The 12,971-nt window shown below is 68.1% G+C and carries 16 protein-coding genes; 2 read left to right on the plus strand and 14 right to left on the minus strand.

Annotated elements, in window-relative coordinates; genetic code table 11:
- The first annotated feature begins 29 nt into the window (after positions 1-29).
- Both ACFQ00_RS08990 and ACFQ00_RS08995 read left to right on the plus strand, forming a co-directional pair.
- Complete coding sequence (locus ACFQ00_RS08990; RefSeq protein WP_381489238.1) at positions 30-1,151, plus strand: DUF2157 domain-containing protein; 1,122 nt, start codon at positions 30-32, stop codon at positions 1,149-1,151.
- The gene (locus ACFQ00_RS08995) at positions 1,148-1,633 is read left to right on the plus strand and encodes a GDYXXLXY domain-containing protein (protein ID WP_381489241.1); all 486 of its coding nucleotides are present in this window, start codon (positions 1,148-1,150) and stop codon (positions 1,631-1,633) included. Before ACFQ00_RS08990 ends, ACFQ00_RS08995 begins: the two co-directional genes overlap by 4 nt.
- Here ACFQ00_RS08995 and ACFQ00_RS09000 read toward each other — a convergent pair.
- The 14 genes from ACFQ00_RS09000 to rpmA all read right to left on the minus strand — a co-directional run bounded on the left by ACFQ00_RS09000 (position 1,630) and on the right by rpmA (position 12,955).
- The gene (locus ACFQ00_RS09000; RefSeq protein ID WP_381490877.1) at positions 1,630-2,121 is read right to left on the minus strand and encodes a demethoxyubiquinone hydroxylase family protein; all 492 of its coding nucleotides are present in this window, start codon (positions 2,119-2,121) and stop codon (positions 1,630-1,632) included. The two genes, ACFQ00_RS08995 and ACFQ00_RS09000, sit on opposite strands and share 4 nt — an antisense overlap.
- A 41-nt stretch (positions 2,122-2,162) precedes the next feature.
- Positions 2,163-2,627: a disulfide bond formation protein B gene (locus tag ACFQ00_RS09005; RefSeq protein WP_381489244.1), complete on the minus strand. Its 465-nt coding sequence runs from the start codon at positions 2,625-2,627 to the stop codon at positions 2,163-2,165.
- On the minus strand, positions 2,620-3,576 hold the full coding sequence (locus ACFQ00_RS09010; protein WP_381489247.1) for a divergent polysaccharide deacetylase family protein: 957 nt from the start codon (positions 3,574-3,576) through the stop codon (positions 2,620-2,622). Before ACFQ00_RS09010 ends, ACFQ00_RS09005 begins: the two co-directional genes overlap by 8 nt.
- Before the next feature lie 56 nt (positions 3,577-3,632).
- A complete protein-coding gene (locus ACFQ00_RS09015) occupies positions 3,633-4,958 on the minus strand; it encodes a S41 family peptidase (protein WP_381489250.1) in 1,326 nt (441 codons plus the stop codon).
- Positions 4,959-5,054: 96 nt separating this feature from the next.
- Complete coding sequence (locus ACFQ00_RS09020) at positions 5,055-6,167, minus strand: murein hydrolase activator EnvC family protein (RefSeq protein WP_381489252.1); 1,113 nt, start codon at positions 6,165-6,167, stop codon at positions 5,055-5,057.
- A complete protein-coding gene (locus ACFQ00_RS09025; protein WP_381489255.1) occupies positions 6,167-6,589 on the minus strand; it encodes a 23S rRNA (pseudouridine(1915)-N(3))-methyltransferase RlmH in 423 nt (140 codons plus the stop codon). The genes ACFQ00_RS09020 and ACFQ00_RS09025 overlap by 1 nt, the downstream gene beginning before the upstream one ends.
- A gap of 1 nt (position 6,590) precedes the next feature.
- A complete protein-coding gene (gene rsfS / locus ACFQ00_RS09030; RefSeq protein ID WP_121047477.1) occupies positions 6,591-6,986 on the minus strand; it encodes a ribosome silencing factor in 396 nt (131 codons plus the stop codon).
- Positions 6,987-6,989: 3 nt separating this feature from the next.
- Positions 6,990-7,595: a nicotinate-nucleotide adenylyltransferase gene (locus tag ACFQ00_RS09035; RefSeq protein ID WP_381489259.1), complete on the minus strand. Its 606-nt coding sequence runs from the start codon at positions 7,593-7,595 to the stop codon at positions 6,990-6,992.
- Positions 7,595-8,572: an LLM class flavin-dependent oxidoreductase gene (locus tag ACFQ00_RS09040; RefSeq protein ID WP_381489261.1), complete on the minus strand. Its 978-nt coding sequence runs from the start codon at positions 8,570-8,572 to the stop codon at positions 7,595-7,597. The genes ACFQ00_RS09035 and ACFQ00_RS09040 overlap by 1 nt, the downstream gene beginning before the upstream one ends.
- Before the next feature lie 7 nt (positions 8,573-8,579).
- A complete protein-coding gene (locus tag ACFQ00_RS09045) occupies positions 8,580-9,836 on the minus strand; it encodes a glutamate-5-semialdehyde dehydrogenase (RefSeq protein WP_381489264.1) in 1,257 nt (418 codons plus the stop codon).
- Complete coding sequence (proB, locus tag ACFQ00_RS09050; RefSeq protein WP_381489267.1) at positions 9,833-10,960, minus strand: glutamate 5-kinase; 1,128 nt, start codon at positions 10,958-10,960, stop codon at positions 9,833-9,835. Before proB ends, ACFQ00_RS09045 begins: the two co-directional genes overlap by 4 nt.
- Positions 10,945-11,988, minus strand: coding sequence for a GTPase ObgE (obgE, locus tag ACFQ00_RS09055; protein ID WP_381489270.1), 1,044 nt, complete (start codon positions 11,986-11,988; stop codon positions 10,945-10,947). Before obgE ends, proB begins: the two co-directional genes overlap by 16 nt.
- Positions 11,985-12,551, minus strand: coding sequence for a GNAT family N-acetyltransferase (locus ACFQ00_RS09060; RefSeq protein ID WP_381489275.1), 567 nt, complete (start codon positions 12,549-12,551; stop codon positions 11,985-11,987). Before ACFQ00_RS09060 ends, obgE begins: the two co-directional genes overlap by 4 nt.
- Positions 12,552-12,685: 134 nt before the next feature.
- A complete protein-coding gene (gene rpmA, locus ACFQ00_RS09065) occupies positions 12,686-12,955 on the minus strand; it encodes a 50S ribosomal protein L27 (RefSeq protein WP_121047484.1) in 270 nt (89 codons plus the stop codon).
- Positions 12,956-12,971: the final 16 nt, after the last annotated feature.

Consider the following 12,971-nt stretch of genomic DNA (forward strand, 5'->3'; position numbering starts at 1 on the left):
GGCAGCGCGACTTCGCCACAGTCCGCGCCATGTCGCTGGAGAGCAAGCTCGAGGCGTGGGTCGCAGCCGGTCTCATCGATGCCGATGCCGCCGCGCGTATTCGTGTTCACGAGGAGGCGAACGATCGCCCCTATGTGCTCTGGGCCATCGTCGGCCTTGGCCTGTTCGCGCTGGCGCTCGGCCTCGCGCTCATCGTCGCGGCGAACTGGGACGTTATCGCCGACTGGCTGAAGCTCGGCGTCCATCTGGCGCTCACCGCCGCTGCTGCTGCCGCCGTCTGGATAGGCGCTGCGCGGGGCAATCGTTGGCTGAAGGAAGGCGCGCTGTTCCTGCTGGCAGCGCTCGTCCTCGCTGGCATCGCGCTGCATTCCCAGGTTTATCAACTCACCGGCCCGATGTGGCAGGCGCTCGTACCCTGGCTCGTGCTGATGACGCCCGCGATGCTGATCGCGGGCAGCACGCGGCTCGTGGCCTACGGCTGGGCGGGCATGCTGCTGTGGACGCTGGCTTCGCTGGCACTGGAAAACGAGCACGCGGATGGCCTCTGGTATTTCATCCACGGAGTCGCGATCGCGGGGCCCGTGATCCTCATCGGCCTGTCGCTGCTGCCGTGGCGCAGCCGCCTCAGCTTCGCGGACGGGCTGCGCGAGGTCGGGGTCCTCGTGTGGCTCGGCGGCGTCAGCTTCGCGCATTTCGTGTGGGCGGGCACCGTCACGTCGTCCGAAGCCGGTGAGATGGCGGTTCGTCTCGTCGTGCCGGTCGTCATCGCCGCAGCGGCAGTGTGGATCGGCCGCCGCTGGCGAATGGTCCCACAGGCGATGCTGCTGCCGATCGTCGCCGCGCCGATGGCGGCGCTGCTACTCGCGACCGTGGTTCCTCATGCGGATGGTTGGCCTGCTCGGCTTGTCGGTGCACTCATCTACATGGCGATGTGGGGCGTCATCGCCCGCGCCGCGATCGCCTCGGGCTGGCGTGCACTCTTCGGCGTTGCCATTGCAGCCATCGGCATTCGCATCTTCATCATCTACTTCGAGCTGTTCGGTTCGCTGGCGACGACGGGTGCCGGGCTCATCATCGGTGGAGTGCTGCTCATCGCGCTCGCGCTCGGCTGGCGGCGGGTGTTCGCTCTCGTCGGGAGGAAGCGGGCATGAAGCGCTGGCTTGCCCTTGCCCTGCTGCTCCCGCTCGTGGGGCTCGTGCTCAGCATCGCCGCGCGCGAGGCGGGGCTTTCGGGTGCCTCCGAATGGCGTATTCCCATCGCGGGCTTCGATCCGCGCGATCCCATCCGCGGCCGCTTCATCCAGTTCCGCTACGACTGGCGCGTGGCCGGCGATCCCGCGCTTTGCACGGGTGCGGCCTGCGGTCTCTGCCTGTCCGAGGAGGCGGGAGAGATGGTGGCGACGATGGTGGCGCCGGGCACGGCCTGCCCAGCCTACATTGATGTGAACGGCAGCAACATCAGGCGCTTCGGCGGCGTGCCCAGGCAGGTGCCGGAGTTTTCGAGCCGGATCTTCGTTTCCGAAACGAGTGCGCCCAGGCTTGAGGACATGCTGCGTCGCGAGCCGATGGTCGTCGTCGCGCAGCTCACGCGGCAGGGTCGCCTCGTCAACGACAGGCTCGAACCGGCAAACTAAACCCGCTTGGAAATCGCAATCGCCGCCCGGCATCCCGCGCGGATCGCGGCGGAGAGCAGCGGATAGGCTGGGGCCTGCTCGGCACCATGCGCGATGGCGGTGGCGCGGTGCTCGCGTTCTTCCTCGGCGAACTCCTCGATGCGGGCCTTGAGCTCGGGGTCGCTGTCGCCAAGCGCTTCGGCCTGCTCGGCATAGTGGCGGTCGATCTCGGTTTCGACGGCAGCGGTGCACGCCATCGCCGCGCGCGGTCCCATCAGCGCGGTCGCCGCGCCGAGCGCATAGCCTGCGACGTGCCAGAAGGGCGCCAGCGCCGTCGGCCGCACGCCGCGCTCCACGACCATGCGGTTGAACACGTCGAGGTGGCGCTGTTCCTGCGCGCGCATCCGCGCGATCTCGGTACTGTCCGGGTGACGGTTCCCCATCACTGCGAGTTGCCCGGAATAGATGCGCGCCGCGCCATATTCGCCTGCCTGATCGACGCGCAGCATTGAGGCGGTGTCTGCGCCGCGGTCGCCCGGAAGGGGGCGTTTCAGCGTTTCAGGATCAGCCACAGCGCGACTCCCGCGATCAACCCGGAAAGTATGGCATTGTATCCGGCCATCGAAATGCCCGCCAGCGACCACGCGATCTGGTCGCACTGCACGACCGGCGTCGCCATCACGTTCGAGAAGAAATCGCCGGAGCCGAGGTCGGTGGCGCTGCATGCGCTTGGGCCCTGCCACCAGCGCTGCTCGACGCCCGCGTGGAACACGCCGATGCCCGCAGTGACGAGCTCCGCGAGCGCGGCGAGCAGAAGCAGCCCTCGCTTGCCTGCGCCCGGCACGAACAGCGCAAGGCTGCCGAGGATAAGCGCGATGGCGTGCGGCCAGCGCTGCCAGATGCACATCTCGCAGGGGTGAAGCCCGCCGATATATTGGAACGCGAAGGCGCCGCCGAGAAGCGCGGACGGCCCAAGCAGCAGCAGGAGGTGCGCGAGGCGCAGCCGGTCAGTCATTGCTGGCCTTTCGGGCGACGAGGCTGGCACCCACAAGCGTCACACCCTTGGCTTCGAGCTCGGCCGACCAGCGCTCGATCTCGCCGATCGTGGTGGAGACGGGGCGGGCATAGCCGACTGCATAGCCGCGGCGTTTCGCCGTGGCGACGAGGGCATTGAGGTTGCTGCGGATATTCGCGGCGGTTTCCGGCTCATCGAGGAAGCGGTCGTTGGTGGCGGCGGCAAGCCCGATGGCACGGGCTTCCGTCTCGCCGACCGAGCGCCCGGAGGAGCGCGCGTCCACGTAGAACAGACGCTTCGCCTTCACCGCGTCCAGCACCGGGCGCATCGCAGCAGCGTTTTCGGTGAAGGCGCTGCCCATCATGTTGGTGACGCCGACCGGCGCCTCGACGCGCGACAGCGCCCAATCCAGCCGACGCACGTTCTCGGCAGGCGCCTCGCCGGTAAGGAGTACGTTCTTGCCCGGATTGACGCGCGGATACGATTTCGGCTGCATCGGAACCGAGAGCCACACCTCGTGCCCGCCCGCCTTCGCGGCCTTCGCAAGGTCGCGCGAGGCGTCGGCATAGGGCGAGAAGGCGAGGCTGACGGCGGCGGGCAGCCGATCGATCGCAGCCTTCGCGGCGGTGGCGTTGGGGCCAAGCTCCGTGAGAACGATGGCGACGATCGGCCCTGCCGGGATCGGCGCTGCGGGTACGGCCGCGCGGGCGGGCGGCGTTGCACCTGCTGCAAGCCGGGTCTCGTCGATCTCGGGCTTGTCGATGTCGGTGACGGGAACCTGCGCGATCGGCGGGCGCAGCGTGCCGGCAGCGGCGGCGTCTTTCGCTTTCACCTTGGCTTCCGGCGGCAGCGCGCGGCGCGGCACATCGCCGGTTTGCGCGGCGGCATGGCTCGGCGCGAGCGGCCGCAGCAGCTCGACGAACACGGTCGCAAGGCCAATGAACAGCACGGCGCCGCCAAGCGCGAGCAGCAGTCCCCGGCCCCGACGCGGGGCGATGTCTTCGCTCAGCGGGACACCTCTGCGGTCTGCACCGGCTGCGGGCCGAGCCGGCCGATAACCTTCATCGCGTAGTCGAGCTGGTAGTCCTTCACGCCCGCCTTTTCGAGATCGGCGGCGGTCCGCGTGAAGCGCGGGTTCTCCTTGTCGTCTTCCTCGATGATCTTGTTGTCCTTCACCGCGTCGTTGCGCAGGTGCTGGCGGAGGTCCGCCTCGCGGATCACGCGGCGTTCCTTGTAATCGGCATCCGAAAGCTGCGGCACGGTGATGTCGGGCTCGATGCCCGCTTCCTGCACCGAACGGCCGGAGGGCGTGTAGTAGCGCGCCGTGGTGAGCCGGAGCGCCGTGTCCTGCGTCATCGGGATCAGCGTCTGCACAGAGCCCTTGCCGAAGCTGCGCTGGCCGAGGACGAGCGCGCGGCGGTGATCCTGCAGCGCGCCCGCGACGATCTCCGCGGCGGACGCCGAGCCTTCGTCGACGAGCACGACGATCGGCTTGCCCTTCGTGTCGTCGCCTTCGCGCGCGTAGTAGCGCTGTACGTCGCCCTTGCGGCGGCCGCGCTGCGAGACGATCTCGCCGCGTTCGAGGAACGCGTCCGACACCTCGATCGCCTGATCGAGAAGACCGCCGGGGTTGGAGCGCAGGTCGATCACGAAGCCGAGCAGCTTGCCGCCAGCCTGCTTCTCCATGCTGGCGATCGCCTGCCGCGTCGCTTCGCCGGTCTGCTTGTTGAAGGTGGAGATGCGCAGGATGCCGATGTTGTTCTTCACTTCGGACTTCACCGGCTTCAGCGAAATGACTTCGCGCTTCAGCGTCAGTTCCATCGGCTTCTGCTGGCCGGTGCGCACGACGCTGATCTTCACGGTGGTGCCGGGCAGGCCCTTCATCTTGTCGACCGCGTCGTCAAGCGACAGACCGTAGATGAGTTCGCCGTCGATGTGCGTGATGTAGTCGCCGGCCTTGATGCCCGCGCGTGCGGCCGGCGTGTCGTCGGTCGGCGCGATCACCTTCACCACGCCGTCTTCCTGGCTCACGGTGAGGCCGAGACCGCCGTATTCGCCCTCGGTCTGCGTCCGCATCCGCTCGAAGTTGCGCATGTTGAGGAAGCTCGAGTGCGGATCGAGGCTGGAGAGCATCCCGTTGATCGCGCCTTCGATCAACTGCTCGTCGGTCACCTCGTCCACATATTCGGCGCGCACGCGCTCGAACACGTCCATCAGCTGGTCGAGCTGACGATAGGTGCTCGCCGGGTTCGCCGCCTGCACGGCGGTCGTCGAGGGGATGAGCGCGATCGCCACGGCGGGGATCAGCGTGTGCAAAAGCTTACGAGACATCACTTCTTCCTTGTCGTGACCGGCGGTACGGCCCTCTGTCCCAGCGCATCGGCAGCCATCATAGCCGCGCGCCGATGAATTGGCGAGTAACGGATTTCAGCCATCGCGGCCTGTTTTGCGAACATGCGGCGCGGGATCGATCGGGCGGCCGCCTTGCCGGAGTTCGAGGTAAAGCTCGGGCTCCAACGATCCCATGCGGCCGATCGGCGTTCCGGCCGATACGGTCTCTCCGACAAGCACATCGACGCGTTCGAGGCCTGACATCATGCTGAGCAGACGTCCGGGATGCTGGACGATGACGATATCGCCGTAGGTGCGGAACGGCCCGGCGTAGGCGATCCGGCCCTTTGCCGGGGCGACGACCTGCGCGCCCTTGCGCGTTGCGAGCGTGATGCCGCGCGCGCGGACGCCGACGCGGCTCATGTCCTCGAAGCCTTCCACGATGCTGCCCGCCGCGGGCTGCAGGTAGGGGAAGGGCAGGGGCGCGGCGGCTGTGCGGACGGGCCGGGGCGGTGCCAGCCGCCGGGCGTTCGTGCCCGCGCTATCATCGAATGCGCCCGCGAGGCCACGCAGGTCCATCGCCTTTGCGGCAAGCGCGCGCGCCTGCGCGCGCTCCTCGTCGGCCTCGCGATCGAGCGAGTCGCGTTCGGCGCGGAGGTCGGCCTGCACGCCATCGAGTTGGCGGATCGCCTGCGAAAGCTCAGTGTTGGCGGCCAGCAGTTGCTGCTTCGACGTGATGAGCCGGGCCTGCACGGCGCGGGAGTCGACGAGCGCGCGGCGGTATTCTGCGGTGCGGGTCCGAAGCGTCGGCTGCACAGCTTCCAGAAGCGCACTGACGCGGGCGGTGGTGACCGCCGACGAAGGCTCGAGGAGCACGAGGCCCGCCGGCCTGCGGCTCAGGGTCTGAAGCACGGCGAGGAGTCGACTGATCTCACCGTGCTGCGCGGCGAGCCGGGCGCGCTGCTCACGCCGCAGCCGTTCGAGCCGGGCGGTTCCGGCCTCGATGGCGCTCACGCGCGCCTCGCCGTTCTGGATGCGCCGGGCAAGGTCGATCGCCGTCTGCCGTGCGCTTCGTGCCCTGTCGTCGGCCGCATCGGCATCGCGGCGCAGTGCGGCGGCGCGGGAATCGGCCTTCAGCGCATCCTGTTCTGCCTTGTCCGCGGGCGCGGCTGCGGCGAGGAACAGGAAGGCGAGGGCCGCGGCGCGCATCAGCCCTCGCGGTGGTAGGGATGACCGGCGAGGATCGACGTCGCCCGGTAAAGCTGCTCGGCGAGCATCGCGCGCACCATCAGGTGGGGCCATGTCGCCTTGCCGAAGCTGATGAGAAGGTCTGCGCCTTCCCGCGTGTCCGCATCGTGGCCGTCAGCAGCGCCGATCAGAAAACGGGTTTCGCGCACGCCGTCATCGCGCCAGCGGCCGAGCCGGTCGGCAAGCGCCGTTGAGGCCAGGCTCTCGCCGCGCTCATCCAGCGCCACCGTGCGACAGTCACCCGTTGGGGGCGGCATACGACCGCCTTTGTCTGGAAGCTCGGTGATGCGAAACGGCCAGCTCATCCGCGCGCGGTAACGTTCGACGAGATCGGCTTCCGGGCCGCGCCCGATGCGTCCGCGCGCGATGACATGCAGAAGCACCTCAGGCGGTTGCGGCCGCCGCCGGCGTCTTGTCGAAGGCCCACATCTTCTCGAGGTTGTAGAAGCTGCGGACTTCGGGGCGGAACAGGTGAACGATCACGTCATCCGCATCGATCAGCACCCAGTCGGCGGTCGGCAGGCCTTCGATGCGTACCACGCGGCCGAGGTCCGCCTTGATCTTTTCGGCGAGCTTCTGCGCCATCGATGCCACCTGCCGCGTGGAGCGACCGCTGGCGATGATCATGTGATCGGCGATTTGCGTTTTTCCGCTGAGCGGAATGTCGATGACATCGACGGCCTGATCGTCGTCGAGCGACTTCAGGATGAGGGCGTGCAGCTCTTCGGAGCTTCCGCCTTCATGGTCGCCGGGCGTTGCCGCGGCGCTGCTGGGAGACAATCCTTATCCCTTCGGGTTCGTTGCACCAATTCGGCTCGCCCATCCCGGATCGCGCGTGCGGATCGCCGTGGCGGAGGTGGGATCGAGCGGGATCGAAAGGATCACTATCGCCGGCAACTCCCATTCAGCCCAGAGTTTGGCACGCGCTTCGCCGCGGATATGCCGCCGAAGCCACGCCATGGCCGGAGCCCGGCGTGCTCGCCCAATGTAGTCGCCCCGCGCCATAACGGCAATCGGCACTTCGCGCGCGATGTCGCGCCAGCGTTTCCAGCGGCTGAACTGCAACAGATTGTCCGCGCCCATGATCCAGACGAAGCGGTGCTGCGGGAACGCGCGCCTCAGCGCGGCGATCGTATTGACGGTGTAGGCGGTGCCCAGTGACGCTTCGATGTCGGTAGGCCGGATGCGCGGATGGCGCGCGGCGCGGCGCGCGGACTCCATGCGCGCGGCGAGCGGCGCCATGCCCGCCTTGTCTTTCAAGGGGTTCTGCGGGCTCACCAGCCACCACACCTCATCGAGCGCGAGCCGCCGGAGCGCTTCGATGCTGATATGCCGGTGGCCCTGATGCGCCGGGTTGAACGACCCGCCGATAAGCCCGATCCGCGCCACTACAGCCCCGCTGCCTGCGCGGCGATTTCGTAGGAGCGGAGCCGGGCGGCGTGGTCGAAGATCATGCCGGTGACCATCAGCTCGTCGGCGCCGGTTTCTTTTACGAACGCCTGCATCTGCCGCGCCACGGTCTCCACACTACCCACGGCGGAGCAGGAGAGGGTGCGGGCGAGGTGTGCCTGCAGCTCTGCCGGGAGCGATTCGCGGTAGCCGGGGATGGGTGGCGGCAAGCGGTCCGGCTGGCCGGTGACGAGATTGACGAATGCCTGCTGCTGGGAGGTCGCGAGCACGGCGGCCTCCTCATCCGTATCCGCGGCGATGACGTTGTAGCCGAGCATCAGGTAAGGTTTGTCGAGGTAAGCGGATGGCTTGAAGTAGCCGCGGTACACCTCGATTGCCTGGCTGAGCGCCTGCGGTGCGAAGTGCGAGGCGAAAGCGTAGGGCAGGCCAAGGTGTGCAGCAAGGCTGGCGCCAAACAGGCTGGAGCCGAGCACCCACACGTCCACGTTCGCGCCGCCGCCCGGCACGGCGACGACCGGGCCTTCACCCCGGAAATAGGCCATCACCTCCTGAACGTCCTGCGGGAAGCGCTCGGAAGCGGCGTGGAGATCGCGGCGGATCGCCTGCGAGACCTTCTGATCGGAGCCGGGCGCGCGGCCGAGGCCGAGGTCGATGCGGCCGGGGTAGAGCGCGTCGAGCGTGCCGAACTGCTCGGCGATCAGCAGCGGTGCGTGGTTCGGCAGCATGATGCCGCCCGCACCGACGCGGATCGTTGAGGTCGCGCCCGCGATATGGCCGATCAGCACGGAGGTTGCGGCGCTCGCTATGCCCGGCATTCCGTGGTGCTCGGCGAGCCAGATGCGGCGGTAGCCGAGCTGCTCACCCGCCTGCGCGAGCGCGACCGAATTCGCGAACGATTGCCGGACGCTGCTGCCCTGAACGACGGGCGAGAGGTCGAGGATCGAAAGCGGAGTCATGCGGCGATCAGGGGCGCACCTGCCCGTTGCCGCGCACCACGGTCTTGTAGGTGGTGAGGCCTTCGAGCGCGACCGGGCCGCGTGCATGGAGCCGGCCCGTGGCGATGCCGATCTCGGCACCGAAACCGAACTCGCCGCCGTCCGCGAACTGAGTGGAGGCGTTGTGGATCACGATGGCACTGTCCACGCCCGCAAGGAAGCGGTTCGCGGTCTCGGCGTTCTCGGTGATGATGCTCTCGGTGTGCGCGCTGCCGTGGCGGGCGATGTGTTCGGCCGCGCCGCCCACCCCGTCCACCACCTTCGCGGAGATGATCGCATCGAGATATTCGGTGCCCCAGTCGGCATCGTCCGCCGCCACCACGCGCGGATCGATGGCCCGTACGGCGTCGTCGCCGCGCACTTCGCAGCCCGCGTCGAGCAGCGCCTTCACGACGCGCGCGCCGGTCGCCTCGGCGGCCTTGTCGATCAGCAGTGTTTCCGCCGCGCCGCAGATGCCGGTGCGGCGGAGCTTGGCGTTGAGCGCGATCGCTTCGGCCTTGTCCGCGTCCGCATCGCGGTCGATGTAGACGTGGCAGATGCCGTCGAGGTGCGCGAGCACGGGCACGCGCGCTTCGGATTGCACGCGCGCGACGAGGCCCTTGCCGCCGCGCGGAATGATGATGTCGATAAGGCCCGCAGCGCCCAGCATCACGCCCACGGCGGCGCGGTCGGACGTGTCCACGAGCTGCACAGCGTCGGCAGGAAGGCTTTCGCTGGCGATCCCCGCGATGAACGCTGCGTGCAGCGCCTTCGACGTGCTAAGCGCTTCGGAGCCGCCGCGCAGGATGCAGGCGTTGCCCGACATCAGGCACAGTGCGCCTGCGTCCACGGTGACGTTCGGGCGGCTTTCGTAGATGATGCCGATGACGCCGAGCGGCACGCGCACCTGCTCGAATTTCAGGCCGTTCGGCTGCGTCCAGCCCTTGATCGGCGCACCCACAGGGTCCGGCAAAGCGGCCACAGCTTCCACGCCCGCCGCGATGCCTTCGAGGCGGGCATCATCCAACCGCAGCCGGTCGAGCATCGCACCCGAGGTGCCGCGCGCCTCGGCGGCCTTCATGTCTTCGGCATTGGCCGCGAGGATCGCGGGCGCGGCGGCGCGGATCGCGCCGGCGGCGGCCTTCAGCGCTGCGGCCTTGCGCGCGGTCGGCATCGCCGCGAGCGCGCGCGATGCGGCGCGGGCAGCGGTGGCCATCTCGGCGATGCGGGTTTCGATCTCACTCATAACAATACCAGATGATCCCTGTGTACCATGGCGGAGCGCGGCGCATAGCCGAGGAGCTCCGCCTGCGCCTCGGTGCGCTTGCCCGCGATGGCGCGCGCATCGGCGATATCGTAACCCGCAAGGCCGCGCGCAAGCACGTGGCCGCTTTCGTCGGCGATCTCGATGGCGTCGCCGCGCGCGAACTTGCCGTCCACGTGCCGCACGCCTGCCGCGAGCAGGCTGCCGCCGCGCTGAAGTGCTTTTACCGCGCCCGCATCGATCGTGAGGCGCCCGGCGGAGGTGAGACGGCCCGCGAGCCACGCCTTGCGTGCGCGGCTCGCCGAGACGGCGGCGAACACTGTGCAGCGGCCGGTTTCCTCCAGTCGTGCGAGCGGATTGGGGGCCGTGCCCTGCGCGATGCCGAGCGGAATGCCGCTCTTGCAGGCGATGCGCGCGGCGGCGACCTTGGCTCCCATGCCGCCTGAGCCCATTGCAGCACTTTCGCCGAGCGTGACACGCTTCAGCACAGCGTCGATATCGTCGACGCGCGCGATGAGTTCCGCATCCGGGTCGCTGCGCGGATCAGCGGTGAACAGACCGTCGATGTTGGAAAGGAGGAGCACGCCCTCTGCGGCTGCGGCCTGTCCAACGCGCGCGGCAAGACGGTCGTTGTCGCCGAAGCGGATTTCCTCGGTCGCGACGCTGTCGTTCTCGTTGAGCACCGGCACAACACCGAGCCCGAGCAGCCGTTCGAGCGTGGCGGCGGCATTGAGGAAGCGGCGGCGGTCTTCAAGGTCGCCGAGGGTCAGCAGCATCTGCGCAGCGGTGATGCCCTTGTCACCAAGCAGTTCGGCCCACGCCTGGCTTAGCAGAATCTGGCCCGTTGCAGCAGCGGCCTGCGCATCTTCAAGGCAGGCGCGCCCACCCTTCGGTAGCCCGAGCCGCCGGGCGCCGAGCGCGATGGCGCCCGAGGAGACGACGACGATGCGTTGGCCGCGCGTGCGCCGGTCCGCGATGTCGGCGGCCAGGCTTTGCAGCCATTCGCGGCGCAGCTTGCCGTCCTCGTCGACAAGCAGGGCCGAGCCTACCTTGACGACCAGACACTTGCAGTTGCCGGGCGAAAAGGGGCTCAGATCGGTGACCATGCTGCCTGTTTGTCCGCCTCTTTCTGTGCTCCGCGTGCGGGTTCGCCGATCACGGTCAGCAGCGCATCGAGCACTTCGGTCAGGCCTTCGCCGGTGGCGGCGGAAACCAGATGGACCTTCTGCCCGCAAGCGTTTTCGAGCGCACGCAGCTTGGCGGCACGCCCGCGCGCGTCGATGAGGTCGATCTTGCTGAGCGCAACCACCTGCGGCTTGTCCTCAAGCCCCGCGCCATAAGCCTCCAGCTCGTCCACGATGGTGCGGTACGCTTTGGTGGGCGAGGGCGCGCTCGCGTCGACGAGATGCAGCAGCACGCGGCAGCGTTCGATATGGCCGAGGAAGCGGTCGCCGATGCCGACACCGTCCGCAGCGCCCGCGATGAGGCCGGGGATGTCGGCGAGCACGAACTCGCGGTCGCGGTGCAGCACGACGCCGAGCTGCGGTTTCAGCGTCGTGAACGGATAGGCGCCGACCTTGGCGTTGGCATTGGTCACGGCATTGATGAAGGTGGATTTGCCCGCGTTCGGCAAGCCGAGCAGGCCCGCGTCTGCCAGCAGCTTCAGCCGCAGCCACACCCACATCTCCTCGCCGGGGATGCCGGGCTGCGACTGGCGCGGCGCGCGGTTCGTCGAGGTCTTGTAGGAGGCGTTGCCGCGCCCGCCCATGCCGCCGTTCAGGAAGGTGATACGCTCGCCGACCGTGGTGAGATCGGCGAGCAGAGAATGCTCCTCGTCGTCGGCAAGAATCTGCGTGCCCACGGGGACGGGGATCACAAGATCCTCGGCCGATGCGCCGGTCTGATTGCGGCCGGCACCGCCTTCGCCGCGCGGCGCCTTGAAGTGCTGGCGGTAGCGGAAGTCGATCAGCGTGTTGAGGCCCTCGACAGCTTCGAAAATGATGTCGCCGCCCCTGCCGCCGTTGCCGCCGTCCGGTCCACCCTGCTCGATGAACTTCTCACGGCGAAACGATACGGCACCGGGGCCGCCGCCGCCGGAGCGCAGGTAGATCTTTGCCTGATCGAGAAACTTCATGCCGCTTCCCTATACATGCCGACGCGATCTAGCCAGCGTTCGCGTGACAGGCGGTATTCCACCGAGTCGATCTCGCAGTCGCGCGCGCGGCAATAGTGGGGCACGATCTCTCCCGTGGGCACAAAGCCGAGCTTTCTCAGAACCTTGCCAGAGGCCGGGTTGTCGATGAAGTGACCCGCGCCGAGCATGTCGTTGCGAGCGCCGAGGAAGGCGGCCGCGATGATCGCTTCGGCGGCTTCGACCGCGATGCCCTTGCCCCAGTGGCGCCGCGCCACCCAATAGCCGATCTCGGGAATGGTGATCTTGTCGTTCCACCTTCCGAAGCCGACACTGCCGACGAGTTCCGGCGCGCCGTCCGTGCGCAGGAAGATGAGGCTGCTCGCCTCGTGCGGGGGCGTGTCCGCGTCCCTCGCGATCTTCTCGCGCGCGTCTTCGATGCCGTAGGGCCACGGCGCGGTCGCGAGGTTGCGGACGATCGCCGCGTCGGCGATCGTGGCGGCTAGCGCCGCGGCGTCCTCCGGCCACGCCGGCCTTAGAAACAGCCGTCTCGTTCTTGCAAACATCTCTCGCTCCATGCCCGATCGGGAAGGGGAGAGACGAAAAAAGGGAGATGGCGACCCATCTCCCTTTCCCTGTGCGTATGCACCAGATTCAGAGGCCGCCTACCCGGCGGCCGTATATCAAGCGGGCCGCCTCGCTATTCCGCTGCCATCGGCATTGGATCGACGCTGACGAATTTGCGTCCAAGCTTGCCGTCGTGGAACGCTACGCGGCCTTCGACGAGCGCGAACAGCGTGTGGTCCTTGCCGATGCCGACATTACGGCCCGGGTAGAACTTGGTTCCGCGTTGACGGACGAGAATGTTGCCAGCGAGCACGTCCTGCCCGCCGAAGCGCTTCACGCCAAGACGCTTGCCTGCCGAATCGCGACCGTTGCGCGACGAACCGCCAGCTTTCTTATGTGCCATGGTTCAAACTCCTCTT

The organism is Sphingosinicella xenopeptidilytica, from assembly GCF_042676985.1.
Taxonomy (GTDB): Bacteria; Pseudomonadota; Alphaproteobacteria; order Sphingomonadales; family Sphingomonadaceae; genus Sphingosinicella; species Sphingosinicella xenopeptidilytica.